19 protein-coding genes are annotated in these 19,643 nt (G+C 39.5%); 17 read left to right on the forward strand and 2 right to left on the reverse strand.

The features are described from left to right. Positions 1-11 precede the first annotated feature (11 nt). The 4 genes from A2J09_RS04635 to A2J09_RS04645 all read left to right on the forward strand — a co-directional run bounded on the left by A2J09_RS04635 (position 12) and on the right by A2J09_RS04645 (position 1,801). Positions 12-236 (forward strand): DUF2922 domain-containing protein, encoded by a 225-nt coding sequence (locus A2J09_RS04635; RefSeq protein WP_012293919.1) that lies wholly within the window; start codon positions 12-14, stop codon positions 234-236. Between the two features lie 66 nt (positions 237-302). After that, on the forward strand, positions 303-425 hold the full coding sequence (locus A2J09_RS22760; RefSeq protein ID WP_012293920.1) for a YvrJ family protein: 123 nt from the start codon (positions 303-305) through the stop codon (positions 423-425). Between the two features lie 104 nt (positions 426-529). Then, positions 530-1,138, forward strand: coding sequence for an SCO family protein (locus tag A2J09_RS04640; protein ID WP_012293921.1), 609 nt, complete (start codon positions 530-532; stop codon positions 1,136-1,138). A gap of 123 nt (positions 1,139-1,261) precedes the next feature. Beyond that, complete coding sequence (locus tag A2J09_RS04645; RefSeq protein ID WP_012293922.1) at positions 1,262-1,801, forward strand: DUF1572 family protein; 540 nt, start codon at positions 1,262-1,264, stop codon at positions 1,799-1,801. A gap of 39 nt (positions 1,802-1,840) precedes the next feature. On the opposite strand, the gene A2J09_RS04650 is transcribed toward A2J09_RS04645, so the two are convergent. Then, on the reverse strand, positions 1,841-2,395 hold the full coding sequence (locus A2J09_RS04650; protein ID WP_036161297.1) for a hypothetical protein: 555 nt from the start codon (positions 2,393-2,395) through the stop codon (positions 1,841-1,843). 104 nt (positions 2,396-2,499) lie between these two features. Here A2J09_RS04650 and A2J09_RS04655 point away from each other — a divergent pair, with 104 nt between their 5' ends. The 3 genes from A2J09_RS04655 to A2J09_RS04665 all read left to right on the forward strand — a co-directional run bounded on the left by A2J09_RS04655 (position 2,500) and on the right by A2J09_RS04665 (position 7,482). Continuing rightward, entirely contained in the window at positions 2,500-3,321 is an 822-nt protein-coding gene (locus A2J09_RS04655; RefSeq protein WP_036161299.1) for a hypothetical protein, read from the forward strand. A 156-nt stretch (positions 3,322-3,477) separates the two neighbouring features. Further along, entirely contained in the window at positions 3,478-5,157 is a 1,680-nt protein-coding gene (locus A2J09_RS04660; protein WP_012293926.1) for a methyl-accepting chemotaxis protein, read from the forward strand. 363 nt (positions 5,158-5,520) lie between these two features. After that, positions 5,521-7,482 carry a methyl-accepting chemotaxis protein gene (locus A2J09_RS04665; RefSeq protein ID WP_012293927.1) on the forward strand — a complete coding sequence of 654 codons (1,962 nt, stop codon included), beginning with the start codon at positions 5,521-5,523 and terminating at the stop codon, positions 7,480-7,482. 43 nt (positions 7,483-7,525) lie between these two features. Here the strand turns inward: A2J09_RS04665 and A2J09_RS04670 are convergent, their stop codons facing one another. Next, on the reverse strand, positions 7,526-8,920 hold the full coding sequence (locus tag A2J09_RS04670) for an alanine/glycine:cation symporter family protein (protein ID WP_012293928.1): 1,395 nt from the start codon (positions 8,918-8,920) through the stop codon (positions 7,526-7,528). Positions 8,921-9,107: 187 nt separating this feature from the next. On the opposite strand from A2J09_RS04670, the gene A2J09_RS04675 reads away from it, so the two are divergent. The 10 genes from A2J09_RS04675 (at position 9,108) to A2J09_RS04720 (ending at position 19,638) form a co-directional block, all read left to right on the forward strand. Then, a complete protein-coding gene (locus tag A2J09_RS04675) occupies positions 9,108-9,806 on the forward strand; it encodes an aspartate/glutamate racemase family protein (protein WP_036162679.1) in 699 nt (232 codons plus the stop codon). A gap of 1 nt (position 9,807) precedes the next feature. After that, positions 9,808-10,866, forward strand: a complete 1,059-nt coding sequence (locus A2J09_RS04680) for a DmpA family aminopeptidase (RefSeq protein WP_012293930.1) — start codon at positions 9,808-9,810, stop codon at positions 10,864-10,866. Between the two features lie 468 nt (positions 10,867-11,334). Further along, entirely contained in the window at positions 11,335-11,883 is a 549-nt protein-coding gene (locus A2J09_RS04685; RefSeq protein WP_012293931.1) for a M15 family metallopeptidase, read from the forward strand. Then, a complete protein-coding gene (locus A2J09_RS04690; RefSeq protein WP_012293932.1) occupies positions 11,880-12,674 on the forward strand; it encodes a M55 family metallopeptidase in 795 nt (264 codons plus the stop codon). Before A2J09_RS04685 ends, A2J09_RS04690 begins: the two co-directional genes overlap by 4 nt. A 197-nt stretch (positions 12,675-12,871) precedes the next feature. After that, positions 12,872-14,701: a peptide ABC transporter substrate-binding protein gene (locus A2J09_RS04695; protein WP_036161304.1), complete on the forward strand. Its 1,830-nt coding sequence runs from the start codon at positions 12,872-12,874 to the stop codon at positions 14,699-14,701. Between the two features lie 83 nt (positions 14,702-14,784). Further along, a complete protein-coding gene (locus A2J09_RS04700; RefSeq protein WP_036161306.1) occupies positions 14,785-15,729 on the forward strand; it encodes an ABC transporter permease in 945 nt (314 codons plus the stop codon). Further along, positions 15,729-16,703, forward strand: a complete 975-nt coding sequence (locus A2J09_RS04705) for an ABC transporter permease (RefSeq protein WP_012293935.1) — start codon at positions 15,729-15,731, stop codon at positions 16,701-16,703. Before A2J09_RS04700 ends, A2J09_RS04705 begins: the two co-directional genes overlap by 1 nt. Further along, complete coding sequence (locus A2J09_RS04710; protein WP_012293936.1) at positions 16,696-17,769, forward strand: ABC transporter ATP-binding protein; 1,074 nt, start codon at positions 16,696-16,698, stop codon at positions 17,767-17,769. The genes A2J09_RS04705 and A2J09_RS04710 overlap by 8 nt, the downstream gene beginning before the upstream one ends. Continuing rightward, positions 17,756-18,709, forward strand: a complete 954-nt coding sequence (locus A2J09_RS04715; protein ID WP_012293937.1) for an ATP-binding cassette domain-containing protein — start codon at positions 17,756-17,758, stop codon at positions 18,707-18,709. Before A2J09_RS04710 ends, A2J09_RS04715 begins: the two co-directional genes overlap by 14 nt. Further along, the gene (locus tag A2J09_RS04720; RefSeq protein ID WP_012293938.1) at positions 18,706-19,638 is read left to right on the forward strand and encodes a S66 peptidase family protein; all 933 of its coding nucleotides are present in this window, start codon (positions 18,706-18,708) and stop codon (positions 19,636-19,638) included. Before A2J09_RS04715 ends, A2J09_RS04720 begins: the two co-directional genes overlap by 4 nt. Positions 19,639-19,643: the final 5 nt, after the last annotated feature.

Raw genomic sequence — 19,643 nt, forward strand, 5'->3', positions numbered from 1 at the left:
GGGATGACAAAATGACACAAGTTTTAGAGTTACAATTTGTTACAGCGGATGGTAAAACATCCATGCTTACGATTGATGCTCCAAAGCCAACAGTAACAGCAGCTGACATTCAACAGGTCATGAAAACTATTATGGCTAAAAATGTATTTTCTGGACAAGCTGGAGCATTGACAGCTATCAAAGGTGCACGCATTGTAGAACGAAAGGTAATAGAATTCGATGTAGCAACAGAATAATGAAAAAATGGTCTTTGCTAAGAGAACTGCAAAGGCCATTTTTACCTAGTGAGAGGGGGCATAGCAATGGAACAGTGGTTAAACATGATATCGGATATTGGTTTTCCGATTTTAGTGTCCTTTTATTTATTACACCGTGTCGAGGTAAAGCTAGATGCGATTCATGAGGCACTTGTTTCCTTAAAATGAAATTAATTTCACAAATATGTACGAAAGCTGTCACCTAGAGGTTCTTGTCAACGCTTACAGCCTAAGTTAGGATGAGGATAGTGTAGGTTAGGGAGAGTGTTAACATGAAACATAAACGAATGGGGCTAGTATTGCTTTTAGCCTGTGTGACTGTGCTAGGTGCCTGCGGGAATTCTAAATTTAAAGCAGATTATAGTTTAGAGATACCTGATTTTGAACATGTCAATCAGCGTGGAGAGACAGTTTCACTTGAAAGTTTAAAAGGCAAGCCATGGATCGGTATGTATATTTTCACGAATTGTGTATCGATTTGCCCACCAATGTCCTTGAATATGGCACAAGTCCAAGAAAAGCTTCAGAAAAAAGGGGTAGAGGATTATAATATCGTCGCCTTTTCTGTAGATCCAGATGTTGATACGCCAGAAGTATTAGCCAACTATATTAGTAAATATAATGTGCCAGATGATTCTAAGTGGAATCTTCTTACAGGGTATTCACAAAAGTATATTGAACAGTTTGCGGTTAAAAATACGAAAATTTTAGTGAAAAATGATCCTAATAGTGATCAAGTTATCCATGGTAATCAATTTTTCCTAGTTGATAAAGAGGGAACAATCGTTAAAATGTATAATGGCTTCGCTGAAAATATTGAAGATGTACCAATTGATACAATAGCTTCTGATATTGAAACATATATTGATGAAAATTTATAAATAGAAAACCGTCTCAAATTTTTGAGATGGTTTTTTTCTTTTATGACGACGAATCGGAAATTAGCTGGTGAATGATAAGATATTCCATTTATAATAATAAAAAAGAGGGGATGGGGATCGACTATGACGATTGCGGAAACGTATTTACAGGTTGTTCAAAAGAGATTTAAAAGTGTGAAAGAGTTAGGCGATAAGGCACTGGATCAATTGGAGGGGGCAGAACTGCACTGGGCGTATAATGAAGAATCCAATAGTATCGCGGTCATTGTTAAACATGTTAGTGGTAATATGATTTCGCGCTGGACTGATTTTTTAACGACAGATGGTGAGAAAACTACACGAAATCGGGATGATGAGTTTATCAATAGTCTTTATACAAAAGAAGCAATTCTCGCGGTCTGGGAAGAGGGCTGGCAAGTATTTTTAGATGCTTTGGCAAGTATTACAGAATCCGATTTGCAGGGACATGTCACAATCAGAGGGGAAAAGCTAGCGGTAATCGATGCGATAGAAAGACAAATGGCTCATTATTCACAGCATATTGGTCAAATTATATATATCGCGAAGCAAGTAAAGGGATCTGACTGGCAAACGTTAAGTATAGCGAGAGGACAGTCGCAAACGTTTAACAAGGCTATGCTTGAAAACATCCACGAAAAATAAGAGAGATCGTAGCAATCTTTTAGTTGCTACGATCTTTTTTTATGATACATAAAGCTTGTACATTGCCGTCTCCGAATCAATGGCTTGAGCTAGTTCATATGCTTCCTGCTGATTTTTATGATGAGAGATGATCTCATAGAAAAAGCGAATAAGAAACAGAAGATTTGCGTTACCATCGATATAATCATCTGGTGCTAAATAGGAGTGACAGCCACTTTCTAAAAATGCTGTTGCGAGCTGTTTCCACCCTAATGTACAGCCTGCGGCAATAACCTTTACACCCTGTAGGCGGCTATAAGTTTGTATATCCAATGGACCAAAGTACAAACTCTTTGGTTCATCGTCTTCATACACATCCTCCCCTAACTCAGGCAGACAAAAGCGTCCTTCATCTCCGTGAAAATTCAAAATGAGATAATCCATTTTGCCATGAAGATCGATGCCCGATAAGACATCAATCAAATCATTTGGTCTACCAATCAAATGAAGCGTTACCCTTGCACCAAAGGATTCAAGTGCGGCTCGGATGGCCATTGATTCGAAATCACAATCAGGTCCTACTACTAAATTAACATATAATTCTGGCTTGCTCATTTCCCGTTCCACCTCCATCCTTTAGTATAGATGAAACTTATTGGATGGGTAAACCGTATATTACAATAATTACTATATATGTAAAGAGTAAAGGAGTATAAGCAATGAATCGGGTTGGACATTTACTTACACTAATTCTTGGCATTACGCTTAGCCTCATCACCCTCCTGCTGTTTTTGAACAATGAAAGGCAAAGAGACGAACTAGTAACCCTTCCGCATAGTCATTTTCAAACGATTGAGCAGGCATGGTATATGTCTGGAAATGATGGCAAGGAGCAATATTTATATCCATTAAAGCAAGTGTTCTACCTTAACCGTTATGAGGTGAAAGATACAGAACACCTGCAACAAGCTTTACAGACCAAAAAAGTCCCGACCAGTCGACCAACCGAACCTACCCCAACGAGTGATTTATATATTCGTTTCGATAATGGAAAGGAAATGGCTGTTAAGGTGATGGTGGACGACGAACAATTATTCTTCATGGATCAGAAAACGATGCAGTATTATAAACTACAAACTAAAGAAGTGGTAGATTATTTTCTTTTATTGAATGAAGAAAGCCGAACGCCATGGTTATTATTTATTATGTATACAATTTTATTTTTTAGTCTAGCATATATGCTGGCAAAGCAATTAATAGGAGGTACATCGAAAACTGATCAGAAAAACTTGATGAAAGAAAAGGAGAAGAGACTCGCTTCTGATTTTATTCTTCCTGTCCTCCTGCCATTAACGATCACATTTACGATGCAAATATATGGGGCTCAGCATAGCTTATTATTACTAAGTGTCCTGATGCTTACTTCAGGTATTCGTGAATATGTGGAAAAAAGGGGGCTTTTCGTGAAAATGGTATTACTTCTCCCACTTTTTTGGTTATATCTACATGGCTTTCAATGGATTAATTCCTATTTAAACTAGCGTAATAGTGGATATTATTGTCAATAGTTTTCAGGTGGAGTTTTCATTATTGTTAAATTTTAGCGATATTTTGTGAGAAAAGGTACATATTTTATAGGATAATAGATTTAGGTAGGATATACTCAATGGTGATTACAGTAGAATTGAGGGAATCATATGAGATTAACTGTGGAACGTAAACTACAAATTGCTTTTGGTATCGTGCTAGCCTTCTTATTAATGATTACAGCCATTGCGATGTATTTCTTAACTAATAATAATAGGACACTAGCTGAAATCGAAGACAATACGGAATTAATCCATCTATATCAAGATATCTCGTTCCAAACTGTGCGTGCAAACGCAGCTATTCGAGGATATATATTATATGGTAAGGAAGAAATGTTAAACAATCATCATGAAATTCGGAATACCTTACATACATCCATTAATCGCCTTCAAGAAATAGGCGCTCGCAATCAAGATTTTGAACAATTTTTACAACAGCTTGATGATTGGGAAAAGGCGATAGATGGACAGATTATTCCGCTTTATAAACGTGGCGAAATAGAACAGGCTCAGCAAGTAGCCTTGCCGATTTTAGGAGAGGGCTCTTTGAAACTTGTAGTCTTTGGAAAGACGATGGCCACTGCACAGCAGGAAGACATGCTAGCACATATAGAGGCGACCAAGCAAAAAGGGGAAAGAAGTGGTATTGAAATATTGATATTGGCGGCAATTTCTCTCCTCATTAGCATCATTATTGCCACTGTATTTGGTAGAAGGATTGCTAAAAATATCCAACAAACGGTCAGTGAAATGGATACATTCTCAGAGGGGAATTTAAACACCCATCTTCAATTCAAAACAAAGGATGAATTTGCTCACCTAGCCGAGTCATTCAATACAATGTCAGAAAAGCTTCGTCAGATGATGAAGCAAGTAGGAAATTCCTCTGAACAAGTGGCAGCGACCTCTGAGCAGCTAACGGCAAGTAGTATGGAGGTCACACAGGCAACGGAGGTTGTCACAGAGTCGATTCAAGATATTGCACATGGAATTGAAGAGCAGGATACTTTAACAGGTGATGTACGGAATTTATCGGCCCATATTTTGAAGAAAATGAATGATATTTCCACTAGCATTCAAAATGTTAATGATGCAACCGTCGAAACGAAAAATATGGCGAGTTTAGGTCGTTCTTCTGTCCACGATGCAACGGTACAAATGGATGAAATTTCAGCCAATACGAGTGAATTAAATACGCGTGTCCAGGATTTAGATGATAATTCAGCAGCTATTGTAGCAGCTGTAAATGTCATTAAAAGTATTGCGACGCAGACCAATTTACTTGCTATCAATGCCTCTATTGAAGCGGCACGAAGCGGTGAACATGGGAAAGGGTTTGCCGTTGTCGCTGAGGAAGTACGCAAGCTGGCAGATGAGTCTAATCTTGCAGCAGTGGAAATTGAAAAAGTAGTAGCTCAAATTACTGACAGTACAAGAATAATTGAAGAAGATATGGTCAATAGCAATGATTCGGTGCATGTAGGTCGGGATAAGGTTAATGTGGCAAGAGATAATTTTATACAAATTGATGATGCTATTAATGATGTTCAAGCACAGACGGAGTTAGTTACCGCAGCTATTCGTACCATCCATCAAGATATTGAACAGCTTGTCCAAGAAATTGACTACATAGGTGAGGTATCTATGAAATCAAGCCGTCATGTGCAAAGCGTTGCCGCTTCTTCCCAAGAGCAAAATGCGGCAATGGAGGAAGTAGCGGCGGCTTCCACACATTTAGCGAAAATGGCGATAGATTTACAGGAATCGATACAAACATTTAAATATTAAGCTCAGGATAAAAGAGGGGTCTACTGGTTAAATAAATCATTGGACAACCTCTTTTTATTACCTTTTTATCAGTTCAGCAGTTCCAATTTCTATAAAGTCTAGACCAATAGAAGCCATTTCAGCGTGTAGCTATTGATTAGTAAGTTGTGGGCTAATAGGAAGTTATTCCTGACAATTACAGGGATTTAGAGTATCTGTAAAGACTGAATAATAAAAAAATCATAATTATGTTTGAAAAATAATATTTCATCCGATAAAAGCTATGGGAGAGATGTAAAACAGATACAGAGTGGGAACGGTTGTAGCAAATATCAGGCTGACAAGTGATATTTTTCACTTCAAGAAACAAAAGGAGAATAATATATGAAGAAAATATTTAGCAGTTTTAAGGGCAAGCTTTATACGCTATTTGCGCTAGTATTACTAATTCCTGTTATATCTGTAGGTAGTTTATCTTATTTATCAGCTAAGGATTCCATTGAAGAGGAAATCTTATTTAGCGCCAATGAAAGTGTAGGAATTCTAAATAAGCTAATTGATCAAACGATTACTGATAAGATGAATGACATTCAAGTGTTTAGTAGTGAAATAGATGCACAGCAATTTAAGCAATCTCAAACGTCTATTGAATCAAAGTTTAAACAATATGGACAGCTTAATCCAGACGTTTTAAGTATTTATGTTGGAACAAATGATGGTTCGTTTTCTCAAGTACCCAGATTGAATGATGCGGATTATAATCCATTAGATCGAGATTGGTATAAACAAGCGACGGCTTTAAAAGGTGAAACTTTAATTACTAACCCGTATAAGGATGCGGGAACAGGTGATATGGTTGTCACGGTGGCTAAACAGATTAAGGACCAGTCAGGGGTTGTCGCTATTGATATTAAATTAACAAACCTTCAAAAAATTGCAGATTCCATTCGAATTGGGAAAAATGGTTATCCCTCTATTTTTGGGGAAGACAATCTGGTCATTTCCCATCCTACCCTCGAAGCGGGTGGCAAGATAAAAGAAAGTTTCCTCGATAAAATGTACGAAAGTCCCTCTGGCACCTATGAATACGTCTTTAACGGCGATGATCGTATTTTATTCTATACGACGAATGAAGTAACCAATTGGAAAATCACAGGTACCATCTTTTCCAAGGAAATTGATGAATCGGCTTCATCGATTTTAACTCACACCATTATAGTGCTACTTGCAGCTGTCGTTATTAGTTCTATAATCTTCTACTTCGTGATGAAGGCTGTCATTAAACCAATTAAAGCATTAAAAGATAGCGCCGTTACGATTAGTAAAGGTGATCTGACAGAAACTGTTACGATAACTTCGAATGATGAAATTGGGCAATTAGGAATGGCCTTTAATGATATGCAGGAAAGTTTACGGACGCTTATTCAAAAAATTGAACAAAATGCAGAGGAAGTGGCATCGTCTGCTGAAGAGCTAACAGCTAATGCGAATCAAACAAGTATAGCAACCGAAAAAGTCGCAATTTCGATTCAAGATGTTGCATCAAGTGCAGATGGTCAAACTGTTAGTGCCAATAAAAATGCAGAATCATTACATGAGCTTTCAACAGCTATTCTTCATATTGCTGAAATTTCATCTGCTGTGACGGACCTTTCACAGCATGCGACATTACAGGCAGATGAGGGCGGACAAGCTGTTCAAAATACAAAGGATCAAATGCAGTCTATTCATTTATCTGTTGCTGATTCTAATGCTAAAATTCAAACCTTACATGAACGTTCACAGCAAATTACATCCATTTTAGACGTCATTACAAGCATTGCGGATCAAACTAATTTACTGGCTTTAAATGCCGCTATTGAAGCAGCAAGAGCAGGCGAGCATGGAAAAGGATTTGCAGTTGTAGCAGATGAAGTCCGTAAGCTTGCCGAGCAATCACAGGATTCGGCTAAACAAATTTTTGAATTGATTCGCGGAATTCAACAAGAAACAGAGCAATCTGTAAGTATTATGGCTAAGGTAACGGAGGATGTTCAAAGTGGTTTACATATTTCTGATGAAGCCATTACGAAATTCCAAGTCATTATGACAAGTATGAATGAAATTACGCCAAAAATGGAAGAGGTTTCTTCTGCCTCAGAGCAAATGTCTGCTGGTGTGCAAGAGGTAGCAGCAGTGACGGAAGATTTAGCCTTCTCAGCCAAAGGGAATGCAGCCGCTTCTGAAGATGTTGCAGCCTCAACTGAGGAACAGTTAGCATCAATGGAAGAAATCAATGCCTCGGCACAAGCACTTGCGCATATGGCCGATGAATTAAAACAACTGATTAGTCAGTTCAAATATTAAAAAAACGCCCCTCCATTCATTGCAATGGAGGGGCATTCCTATTTTATCGATCTTCTTCCCAACAATCAGTATTTTTTAATGTCGGAATTGATTTGGCATAAAAGACAGGGTTTTTACCTGCTTTGCGTTGGCCTGTAAAATCATCTAATACAAGGAAGGCAATTTTACCAAGAATCATGATGATAGCAATATTGATGAAAGCCATGAGCCCCATAAATAAATCTGCTAAATTCCATACAAGTTGAACTTGTGCTACAGAGCCGAACATAACCATGACTAGTACTAGAACGCGATACATAACCATCCAACCCTTATGGGCATTTATAAATTCGATATTAGATTCACCATAGTAATAGTTACCGATAATCGAACTGAAAGCAAAGAAGATAATGGAAATGGCAATAAAATAAGGAGCCCAATCCCCAACGTGTACAGCTAGGGAATTTTGCGTCAAAATAATACCATTACTTTCACCTTTATCATATAAGCCAGCTAAAATAATGATAAAGGCTGTTGCTGTACAAATCATAATCGTATCGAAAAAGACACCTAAGCTTTGTACAAGTCCTTGCTTAGCAGGATGTGAGGTATTAGCAGTCGCCGCAGCATTTGGCACACTACCCATCCCAGCTTCATTTGAAAATAAACCACGACGTACCCCTTGCATAATAGCGACTCCAATTGCTCCACCAGCAGCTTCTTGTAGACCAAATGCATGTGTGAAAATTAATTTAAAGACATTCGGTATTTCTGATAAATTTGTCACCACAACAAAAAGCGCTACAAGTAAATAGAAGACGGCCATAACAGGTACAAGGACTTGCGTTACCTTTACAATTCTTTGTACACCACCAAAAATAATTAATGCTGTTAGTGCTACAAGTAAGCCTCCAATGAGCTTTGGACTTATATCAAATGCTTCCCCAACCGAAGTAGCAATTGTGTTAGACTGCACTGCATTAAATATAAATCCAAAACTTAGTGTTAATAGAATACTAAAAATGATACCTAGTTTTCTTTGACCTAACGCTTTTTCCATGTAATAGGCAGGTCCACCTCGGAAAGTATCGCCATCCTTTACTTTATAGACCTGTGCTAAAGTACTTTCAATGAAGGCTGTTGCCATTCCTAAAATAGCAATAATCCACATCCAAAATACTGCACCTGGTCCACCGACACCAATGGCTAAGGCAACACCTGTAATGTTCCCAGTGCCTACACGTGAAGCGGCACTAATCGTAAAGGCTTGGAATGGCGAAACCCCTGAATCTCCCTCCCTTTTTTCGACAATCAGACGAAACATTTCAGGAAAAAGACGAATTTGTACAAATTTTGTACCAAATGAAAAATATAGTCCAGCAGCTAATAATAAGATAATCAGGATATATGTCCATAAAATATTATTTCCACTATCAACAATATTTGAAATCCATTCCATAAGTTATTCCTCCTTTCACAGTACGCTTTAGTCTACACTGTTTTTTTATGAAAAATCAACCTTTCTAATATAATAAATTATAATAAAGTTTTGAGTTTTCCTATAAGAGTGGTAAATTCCGAAAATTCTCTCATTTTTATTCGGCTAATATGTATAATAAATAGAATAAAAGGAGGGAGTTTTGATGATGAAAACAATCGGCTTGATTGGCGGTATGAGCTGGGAATCCTCTGCTGAATATTATAGGTTAGTAAATGAACAGGTCAAACTACAGCTAGGGGGCCTTCATTCTGCTACATGTATTTTGTATAGTGTTGATTTCCAGCAAATTGAGCATTTTCAAGCGAGGGGACAATGGGACAAAGCTGGCATTGTGCTTGCGCAAGCCGCACTGTCACTTGAACGAGCAGGTGCAGATTTTATCGTTATATGTACCAATACGATGCATAAGGTCGTAGAGGTTATGGAGGAGGCCATCACTATCCCCATATTACATATTGCTGATGCCACGGCTCAACAAATAAAAAAGGCTGGACTACAAAAAGTAGCTCTCCTCGGCACTATGTACACAATGGAACAGGAATTTTATAGGTCGAGAGTAGAGGGCTATGGAATAGCGGTTATTGTGCCAGAACGTCATTCACGTATGGAAGTTAACCGGATCATTTATGAGGAATTATGTTTGGGGAGTATCATCCCAAATTCCAAGTCCTATTACATTCAAGTAATTAATGAGCTTGTGGAGGCAGGAGCGCAAGGAGTAATTCTTGGCTGTACCGAAATTGGCCTGCTCATTCAGCAGCAGGATATCCGTGTTCCAGTCTTTGATACAACGATGATTCATGCCCAGGCGGCGGTGTCAATGGCGATTCAGGAGGAAACGTAATATGCAGGGAAAGGTAAGGCAATTCGGCATTGAAGTGGGTGTGTTACCAGCTGGGCAGAAAAACTGTATTACTGATGTTGAAGGGGTACGAGTAGGACATGTCACATTGGATGAGTCGATAGATCATGAAGGAGCTTACGCCTGTACAGGTGTCACAGCTATTTTACCGCACGGGGGGAATTTATTTCAGCACAAAGTTACAGCAGCTAGCCATGTGTTAAATGGTTTCGGCAAAACAACTGGGCTTGTGCAGGTGAATGAGCTAGGTGTGATTGAATCACCAATTATGCTCACAAATACTTTTGGTGTACCAGCCGTTATGCAGGGAGCACTACGTTATATGCTCGACATGAATGAGGATATAGGTCAAACGACTGGCACCATCAATATTGTTGTAGGTGAATGCAATGATAGCTATTTAAATTCCATCCGAGCATGTCCCGTAACACCTGAGCATGCCGTAGAAGCCATTCGTAATGCCTCTCCGAATACAGCACAGGAAGGGGCAATTGGCGCTGGAAAAGGAATGATGTGTTTTGGCTATAAAGGGGGAATTGGCTCCTCTTCTCGAATTGTCAAAGTTGATAAAGAAGAAATTAGCTATACGGTGGGCTGCATGGTGCTCAGTAATTTTGGGCACAGCTCAGAATTTTTAGCTGAACGTTATGCTGCTTCCTCCATCCAATGTGCATCGACCCTAGCGCCAACAGATGGTTCGATTATTATAGTCCTTGCCACCGATGCTCCACTAAGTAGTCGTCAGTTGAAGAGAGTCATTAAACGCTGTGGGATAGGTTTAGGTCGAACAGGCAGTCATTACTCACATGGCAGTGGAGACATTGTGATAGGCTTTACAACTGCACACAACATCCCACATATTTCTGAACAGCTTGTAGAAACAAGAACTCAACTCCGTGAGGATCATCCCGTGATGAATCAGTTATTTGCGGCTGCGGCAGAGGTAACTGAGGAAGCCATTCTCAATTCACTAGCTCAGGCACAAACCACAATTGGTCGCAACGGACATCAAGTAGAAGCCTACTCATTTCAAAAAGCATAGCGAAAAGGTTATTGAGACATAGACAGTGTTTCAATAACCTTTTTTTGCGTAAGTACACTAGATTCAACATTTTTTTAGCATGTGAGGGCCATGAGATGAATAAAATCCTTAAATAGAGGATAAAAGATATTTTTCGACGACATTTTGCTGGATTAGGAATCTTTTTAAGAGAATACCCACTAATTTGTAATAATTGTATTTTTATCTAGTCAATGCTAGAGAGATATGATAACATTCATTTTAAAAAACTGAATAATCTAATAATTAAGGAGGTGTTCTAGTATTGTAAACCTCTTTCAACCAATTGGAACGACTTCAAATGAAAATTCACCTGAGAGGCCATCTGTTATCGAAAGCCAAGAGCCTCTTATCGAGATTACAGGTTTTCATAGAAGAATTTTTGTTGAACCTATTTACTATCAGCAAAAGATTCCTAATAGTTTACGAGGCATTTATGTACGTGAAGGTTTGTTTGAACGCTTGCAGCATGCTTTGACCCTATTACCGGAGGATTTTAGCCTGCTAATCTATGATGGCTATCGCCCATTCCAAGTTCAACAGTATTTATTTAGTTATTTTTTAAACCAATTGGCCCACATTCTGCCACATGCTACAGAACAAGAATTACTGCAGACAACTAAAAAGTATGTCGCCTTACCAAGCGCAGAGGCTGCTCATTTAGCACCCCATTTAACAGGAGGTGCTATTGATATAACGCTTGCTGATAGACAAGGGAAAGCTTTGAATCTCGGTACAGCCTTTGATGAAATGAATGAAAAATCAGCTACACGCTATTTTGAACATAACTCAAATGAAAATCCAGAGGCTTGTCAACATCGACGTTTATTATACAACTGTATGATACAAGTAGGCTTTAGTAATTATGCAGAGGAATGGTGGCATTACGATTTTCATAACGTGGCGTGGGCAAGACGAGTTCAAGCTAAAACGGCCTGTTACGGAGCCATTCAGGTAACGATTCAAAATCATGAAATAAAGGAGATTCGATATCAATGAAGGTTTATATTAGCGCCGATATAGAAGGCATTACGGGTACAACTACCTGGAGTGAAACAGAGTTAAATGCACCTGACTATCAATTTTTTCAAAAACAAATGACACAAGAAGTAGAGGCTGCCATTGAAGGGGCGATAGCGGGGGGAGCAACAGAAATACTATTGAAGGATGCACACGATTCAGCACGCAATCTCGATATTTCTAATTTACCTATCAACTGTAAGGTAATCCGTGGCTGGACTTACGATCCGATGTGTATGGTTGCGGGTCTCGATCAAAGCTTTGACCGTGCGATTTTTATTGGCTATCACAGTAAAGGGGGAAGTGCGCGTAATCCGCTTGCCCATACACTTTGCACGTATGCAGATGTCAAAATAAATGGTGAGTATGCGAGTGAATTTTTAATTAATACGTATGCAGCGGCACTACATGGTGTTCCTGTTTCGTTTGTCAGTGGGGATGTTGGCTTGACTGAAGAAATTCAGACCGTCAATGAAAACATTGTGACCTTCGCGACAAAAGAAGGAATCGGGAATGCAACTATTAGTGTCAGCCCGAAGCTAACGCTTATGGAAACCAAAAGACTGGTAGAGTCCTCGATGAAGGTGCCACGTGAGCATATTCAGGTACCATTGCCAGAGCGCTTTATGATAGAAATCATATATCGAGATCATACACGGGCTTATCGTAATTCCTTTTATCCAAATGCCACATTTAAACCACATAATTCTGTAGAATTCAACACGGATGATTTTTATGAAGTACTACGTATTTTGCAATTTTTAACTTGACTGTGAGGATGGGCTTTAACTTAGGAACGTGTGGGCCAATAGGACACGCTGTTGTCATGTTGAATAAGTAGTTTTGGTTGGCATCTATAGAGAGATAGTCAATAGAGACTGACCTAGCGAATGTTTGAAAAATCCTATTGAGGGTCATGTCATCGGTCCTTCAATAGGATTTTCATTATAAAAAGAGGACTAGGGGGATGCATGTGAGAAAATATGGGTGGCTTTTCGTATGTCTGGTCGTATTGTTTTGTGTAGCCTGTAATGATGAATCATCGAGTGAAAAAGCATCAGAATATCGCGTGGTGTATTCAGGGGAAATTAAAACATTAAATTATTTAAAAACGTCTGAAACGAATGAATTTGCGGTGGCGGCGAATATGGTGGATGGTCTCATTGAATATGATAAGTACGGGGTAGTCCAGCCAGGATTAGCGAAGGAATGGTCGGCAAATGAAGATGCCACTGTATGGACCTTTAAATTGCGTGATGACGCCAAATGGGTGACACATGAAGGGAAAGAATATGCGAATGTACTTGCACAGGATTTTGTGGACGGTTTACAATATGTTCTTGATGCCAAAAATGAATCCTCGACAGCCTGGATTGCGACAGTTGTAAAAAATGGAGAGGCATTCTATAACGGTGACATAACGGATTTCAAGCAGGTAGGCATAAAGGCGTTGGATGAACATACAGTAGAATATACTTTAGAAGCATCAACACCTTATTTTCTTTCTATGTTAAACTACGTTTGTTTCTTCCCAGTGAATGGTAAGTTCATTGCAGAAAAAGGGGTGGACTTTGGCACAACACGGGAAAATTTCCTTTATAATGGCGCTTATATTTTAGATAAATTTGAGCCACAAAATGAGCGTGTTCTAGTAAAAAATAATACGTATTGGGATAAAGACAAAGTACTGATTGACCGTATCCGCTACAAATATAATAAAGAAGCAGCAACGGTAGCACCTGAACTGTTTTTACGTGGAGAAATTGATTCCGCAAGTATTCCTACTTCCATTATTGATGAATGGTTTAAGGATGATAAGAAAAAATCTCAAGTTCGTCAAACACAAAATAACTTCTATACCTACTTCTACGCTCTCAACTTTAACCCACAATTTGACGCAGAATATGAACCAGATAACTGGAAGGTCGCCGTCAACAACAAAAATTTCCGAAAATCAATATTTCATGCCCTGGACCGTGTTTCCGCCATGCTAACGATGGAGCCTTATAATCCAGCCGATTTGCTGAGCAACACGATTACCCCAAAAAACTTTGTAGATGTTGAAGGGGTAGATTACACACAATTAACGCCGCTTGCAGCTATTTCCAATGAAGATTCCTTTCATAAAGAACTAGCACTTGAGTTCAAAGAAAAAGCCAAAGCGGCATTAGCGGGAAAAGCTACATTCCCTGTAAAAGTGTTATTGCCATATAATGCTGGTAGTCCAGACTGGGCTAATCGTTCCCAAGTAGTGGAGCAGCAAATTGAAAAATTACTCGGGACAGATTATGTCGACATTATTGTTGAGGCAGGTCCAGCGACAGGCTTTTTATCTGAGGTGCGTCGTCCTGGCAAATTTGCGCTTTTAGAAGCGAACTGGGGTCCAGATTATGCGGATCCATCCACGTATACGGATCCATTTACAGTGGATGGTACTTATAATAAACCTGAATTAGCTGAGGGGTATACAGAAGCCAATGGAAAAACGACGTATCAAAACCTTGTGGATGAAGCAAAAGTAACGATTGATGTGGCAAAACGTTATGAGCTATTTGCAAAGGCAGAGGCCTTTTTAATTGAAGAAGCTTTTGTAATACCCTATTCCGTTGGTGGTAGTGGCTATGTTGCATCTAAATTAAATCCTTTTGAGGCACAGTATTCACCATTTGGTGTGACTGCTGAGAAATTTAAAGGCCAGCAAGTTTTGGAAAAACCAATGAGTAATGAAGACTTTAAGAAAGCGCTTGCTCAGTGGGAACAAGAGCGTGCTGACGCTTTGGCTAATGCTAAAAAGTAGTAGGGGATCGTAGATGAAAAAGGAGATACCGAAAGGAACAGTCGGCATCTCCTTTAGTCTTTTTGACATAGGAGGATGGCGCGATGTTGCACTATATAGGAAAACGACTCTTACAATCCGTGTTCACCCTTTTTATTATTATTACTATTGTTTTTTCGTTATTACGATTAATGCCAGAGGAAGGATATTTAGGTGCGGCAGCCGATAAAATGTCTCCTGCTCAGCAAGAAATCTATTTAACGAATCTAGGATTACGGGATCCATTGCTTATCCAGCTAGGAAACTTTTACACGAAATTATTACAAGGGGATCTCGGGAAATCGGTGACCTATCGAACGGATGTACCTGTTACAACGATTATTGGGGACAAAATTATATATTCACTACTTTTTGGTTTAGGAGCTGTTGCCCTTTCACTCTTAATTGGTGTGCCGCTAGGTATTATGATGGCTTATCGTAAGGGGCGTTGGCTCGATCGACTTGGGACAGGCTATATTGTTTTTGTCGTAGCTGTACCTGCAGCTGTTTATTATTTAGTGATACAAATGTATATTACAGATCTTTTTCAATTGCCGATGCTCTTTGATGAATATAGACCGATTACATGGATTCTTCCATTAACCTCCATGGCGTTGGCTCCTACAGCCTCCTATGCGATGTGGATGAGACGTTATATGGTGGATGAATTGAACAAGGACTATATTAAACTTGCGAGAGCTAAGGGAGTAAAGGAACGAACATTAATGTTCAAGCATGTTTTACGAAATGCCTTTATCCCAATGGCGCAATATTTACCTGCCACTATTTTGTTCACCATTACGGGCTCTATTTATATAGAATCTTTGTATTCCATCCCAGGGATGGGGGGCTTACTCGTTGATGCGATTCAACGACAGGATAATACGATTGTCCAAGGCTTAGTGCTGGTGTTCTCCTCCCTTGGTATCATCGGACTTATTTTAGGGGATATTGCCATGGCGCTTGTTGATCCTCGGATTAAACTAGGCAAGGGAGGCGGAGTACGCTAATGGGCATGTATACGAATGAAATTCATAATATTTCTAATAAATCACGGGAAACATTGTTTGAATTTGTGGAAGTCGATGCGCGACAAGCAGAAGAAACAGGTCATTCTAATTACTCATATTGGCGTTCCACATGGCAATCCTTTTTGAAAAATCGACTAGCTGTGTTTTTATTAGTTGGCGTGCTTATAATTGTTGGGTTTACGATCCTACAGCCGTATTTACCAGCACAAAAATCACCAACGGAAATTTACCTAGATGAGCAAACTGGGATGCAGGCACGTAATATTTCCCCTAATGCTGAGTTTTGGTTTGGTACAAACTCAATTGGGCAGGATTTATGGTCACGAATTTGGGCGGGGACAAGGACATCCTTATTTATCGGCTGTGTAGTCGCTTTAGTAGAAGCCGTGGTTGGGATTACAGTTGGAACACTATGGGGCTTTTCGCGAAAGCTAGAGGTGCCTATTACACAACTGTATAACGTTGTTGATAATATCCCAACAACCATTGTCCTGATTTTAATGTCTTATATTTTACGACCAAGTATATCAACGATTATTATCGCCATGTGTATAACGGGGTGGGTGGAAATGGCTAGATTTATTCGCAATCAAATTGTTATTTTACGCGACCGTGAATACAACTTAGCCTCTAAATGCTTAGGGACACCGGATTACCGTATCATTTTTAAAAATCTACTACCCTATTTAATTTCTGTCATTATGTTACGGTTGAGTCTAGCTATTCCCTTTGCCATAGGGGCAGAGGTATTTTTAACGTATATTGGCTTAGGGCTGCCAATTAGTGAACCGTCCTTAGGTAATTTAATCAATGAAGGGCGTGTGCTCATGATGTCGCCAGACTTACGATATCAGCTAATTTTTCCGAGTATTGTATTAAGTGTCATTACTATTGCGTTTTATATTATTGGTAATTCCTTTGCAGATGCAGCAGATCCGAAAAACCATGTATAAGGAGATGAAATTAGTGACATCTAAAAAATCACGCCTATTAGTTATCCAAAATTTAGTCATTCAATTCACATTACGTGGTCGTGTATTAACAGCAATTCGAGATATTTCTCTGGATATTTATAAAGGGGAAAGCTTAGCTATTGTTGGTGAATCTGGTTCTGGCAAATCCGTGCTCATGAAGTCCATTATGGGCTTGCTCGACAAAAACGGCAGCATTAAAAAGGGCAGAATCATTTATCGAGCACAGGATCTAGGCCAATTTACGACAGAGCAAGAATGGCTTCGGATACGAGGAAAGGAAATAGCGATGGTGACGCAGGACCCGATGACATCTTTAAATCCGTTAAAAACGATCGGGAAGCAAATTGAGGAATGTGTATTGTTACATCAAGGCTTGAAGGGGAAGGAGGCTTATGAAGAAACATTAAAATTACTCACAGATGTTGGAATCCATGATGTGAAAAAACGCTATAAGCAATACCCACATGAATTTTCTGGTGGGATGCGTCAACGTATTGTCATTGCGATTGCGATCGCCTGTAAGCCAAATATTTTACTATGTGATGAACCAACAACCGCTTTAGATGTAACCATTCAAGCACAAATTTTGCAGCTATTAAAAAATCTCCAACAGAAGTATGGCTTAACGATTGTCTATATTACGCACGATTTAGGCGTCGTCGCCAAGGTGGCAGACCGTATCGCGGTGATGTATGCGGGTGATGTGATTGAGGTGGGGGAAACTCATGAAATTTTCTTTAATAGTAAGCACCCTTATACATGGGCCCTTATTTCCTCCTTACCGCAGCTCGGCTCCAAGGGAGAAGCGTTGTATTCGATCAAAGGGACGCCGCCCAATCTTTTTCAGGAAATAAAGGGTGATGCCTTTGCGCCGCGCAACGAATATGCGCTGAAAATTGATTTTATCGAGCGCCCACCTTTTTTTCAGGTTAGTGACACGCATTATGCACGAACATGGTTATTAGATCCACTTGCCCCAAAGGTAGAACCTCCTGCTGCCTTACAAGCCTTTTTTGCAGAGGGGAGGCAGTATGCTAGTGAGTGATAAAGAAGTGTTACTAGAAGTGAAAAATTTAACCGTCAATTTTGGCAAGGGGAAAGATACATTTACGGTCATTGATGATGTTAGTTTTCATATTTTTAAAGGCGAAACATTTGGTTTAGTAGGTGAATCAGGTTCAGGGAAAACAACGATTGGGCGGTCTATTATGCGCATCAACGAGGTTACAGAGGGACAAATTTTATATCATGGCAAAACTATTCATGGGAAAATTCCAAAAGATTGGGATTTGGAAATTACCCAGAAAATCCAAATGATTTTTCAGGACCCGATGGCGTCGCTCAATGAACGTGCAAAAGTTGATTATATCGTGTCGGAAGGATTATATCCTTTCAAAAAATATAAAGATGAGGCAGAACGTCAGGAAAAGGTACGCAAGGCACTATTAAACGTAGGTCTACTTCCAGAATTTTCGAATCGATTTCCTCACGAATTTTCTGGTGGTCAACGCCAACGTATTGGCATTGCTCGTGCATTAGTGATGGAACCAGAATTTATTATCGCTGATGAGCCAATATCTGCCTTAGACGTATCTATTCGGGCACAGGTATTGAATTTATTAGCAAATCTTCAACGGCAAAATCATTTAACCTTTTTATTTATTGCTCATGATCTATCCGTTGTCCGTTTTATCACGGATCGTACGGCCGTCATTTATAAAGGAAAAATTGTCGAGCTAGCCGAAACTGAGCGGCTTTTCATCCATCCACTTCATCCGTATACGAGAGCTTTACTATCAGCTGTACCGGAGCCAAACCCTTATAGGGAACGAGAGAAAGTGGTAGAGATTTATGATCCAACACAACATCGTTATGATGACAGTCCTCCTTCATTTGTGGAAATTGAGGATGGACATTTTATTTTAGCTAATGAAGAAGAATTAACAGTTTATCGTACTTTATTGAAACGGGAGGTAAATGAATGATTCGTCCAAAGGCTTTGAAAAAAGGTGACACAATTGGTCTACTAAGTGCTTCAGGTGCTACTCCACCGGAAAGATTACAGCCGGCTATAGCGAGTATTGAAAAGCTTGGGTTGAAGGTGGTCGTTGGAGAGACGTGTCACGTGCGACATGGTTATTTAGCGGGCACTGATCATCAGCGGGCGGCGGATGTTCATCGAATGTTTCAGGATCCAACGATTGACGGCATATTTTGTGTTCGTGGTGGCTATGGGGCAACGAAAATTTTACCACTTTTAGATTTTGAGGTAATGAGGGCGAATCCTAAAGTCTTTGCAGGCTATAGTGATGTGACGGCTTTACATATAGCCTTCAACCAGCTAAGTGGCTTTGTTACGTACCATACACCCATGCCTTCGACTGAGTTTATTAGGCAGGAAATGGACGATTATACTTGGCAATCCTTTTGTCAGCACATAATGGCAGAAGAGATGGAGGAGTATGACTTAAAAAATCCTGTAGATCAACCAATGTCTAAACTCGTAGCTGGAAGTGCTACAGGAACACTTATTGGGGGCAATTTAACATTAGTGACAGCATCACTTGGGACACCCTATGAAATTGATACAAAAGGGAAAATTCTATTTTTAGAAGATATTGATGAAAGTGAACAACGAGTTGACCGAATGTTAACGCAATTAAAGCTAGCGGGGAAATTAGATGACGTAGCAGGTATCTTATTAGGAGCATGGACCAATTGCGGACCTGAAAATCCACAAAAGCCAGAACAAAGTTTATCGCTACAAACGATTTTTGAGGAAATTCTATTGCCTTTTAACAAACCCATTATTTCAGGAATAGCGTGTGGACACTGTTTACCAACGCTGTCACTGCCTTTAGGAAGAACTATTACGATGGATGCAGACAATCATCAGATTCGTGTTGTTAGGTAGGTGTC

The sequence above is a fragment of the Lysinibacillus sphaericus genome, assembly GCF_001629735.1.
GTDB classification, from domain to species: Bacteria; Bacillota; Bacilli; order Bacillales_A; family Planococcaceae; genus Lysinibacillus; species Lysinibacillus pinottii.

What these genes read in the sequence shown, in the direction of transcription:
- A2J09_RS04710 (WP_012293936.1), top strand. Translation starts at nt 16,696, where the DNA reads ATGTATAAGGAGATGAAATTAGTGACATCTAAAAAATCACGCCTATTA.
- A2J09_RS04690 (WP_012293932.1), top strand. Translation starts at nt 11,880, where the DNA reads ATGAAGGTTTATATTAGCGCCGATATAGAAGGCATTACGGGTACAACT.
- A2J09_RS04695 (WP_036161304.1), top strand. Translation starts at nt 12,872, where the DNA reads ATGCATGTGAGAAAATATGGGTGGCTTTTCGTATGTCTGGTCGTATTG.
- A2J09_RS04675 (WP_036162679.1), top strand. Translation starts at nt 9,108, where the DNA reads ATGAAAACAATCGGCTTGATTGGCGGTATGAGCTGGGAATCCTCTGCT.
- A2J09_RS04640 (WP_012293921.1), top strand. Translation starts at nt 530, where the DNA reads ATGAAACATAAACGAATGGGGCTAGTATTGCTTTTAGCCTGTGTGACT.
- A2J09_RS04700 (WP_036161306.1), top strand. Translation starts at nt 14,785, where the DNA reads ATGTTGCACTATATAGGAAAACGACTCTTACAATCCGTGTTCACCCTT.
- A2J09_RS04655 (WP_036161299.1), top strand. Translation starts at nt 2,500, where the DNA reads ATGAATCGGGTTGGACATTTACTTACACTAATTCTTGGCATTACGCTT.
- A2J09_RS04635 (WP_012293919.1), top strand. Translation starts at nt 12, where the DNA reads ATGACACAAGTTTTAGAGTTACAATTTGTTACAGCGGATGGTAAAACA.
- A2J09_RS04705 (WP_012293935.1), top strand. Translation starts at nt 15,729, where the DNA reads ATGGGCATGTATACGAATGAAATTCATAATATTTCTAATAAATCACGG.
- A2J09_RS04715 (WP_012293937.1), top strand. Translation starts at nt 17,756, where the DNA reads ATGCTAGTGAGTGATAAAGAAGTGTTACTAGAAGTGAAAAATTTAACC.
- A2J09_RS04665 (WP_012293927.1), top strand. Translation starts at nt 5,521, where the DNA reads ATGAAGAAAATATTTAGCAGTTTTAAGGGCAAGCTTTATACGCTATTT.
- A2J09_RS04670 (WP_012293928.1), bottom strand. Translation starts at nt 8,920, where the DNA reads ATGGAATGGATTTCAAATATTGTTGATAGTGGAAATAATATTTTATGG.
- A2J09_RS22760 (WP_012293920.1), top strand. Translation starts at nt 303, where the DNA reads ATGGAACAGTGGTTAAACATGATATCGGATATTGGTTTTCCGATTTTA.
- A2J09_RS04680 (WP_012293930.1), top strand. Translation starts at nt 9,808, where the DNA reads ATGCAGGGAAAGGTAAGGCAATTCGGCATTGAAGTGGGTGTGTTACCA.
- A2J09_RS04650 (WP_036161297.1), bottom strand. Translation starts at nt 2,395, where the DNA reads ATGAGCAAGCCAGAATTATATGTTAATTTAGTAGTAGGACCTGATTGT.
- A2J09_RS04720 (WP_012293938.1), top strand. Translation starts at nt 18,706, where the DNA reads ATGATTCGTCCAAAGGCTTTGAAAAAAGGTGACACAATTGGTCTACTA.
- A2J09_RS04645 (WP_012293922.1), top strand. Translation starts at nt 1,262, where the DNA reads ATGACGATTGCGGAAACGTATTTACAGGTTGTTCAAAAGAGATTTAAA.
- A2J09_RS04660 (WP_012293926.1), top strand. Translation starts at nt 3,478, where the DNA reads ATGAGATTAACTGTGGAACGTAAACTACAAATTGCTTTTGGTATCGTG.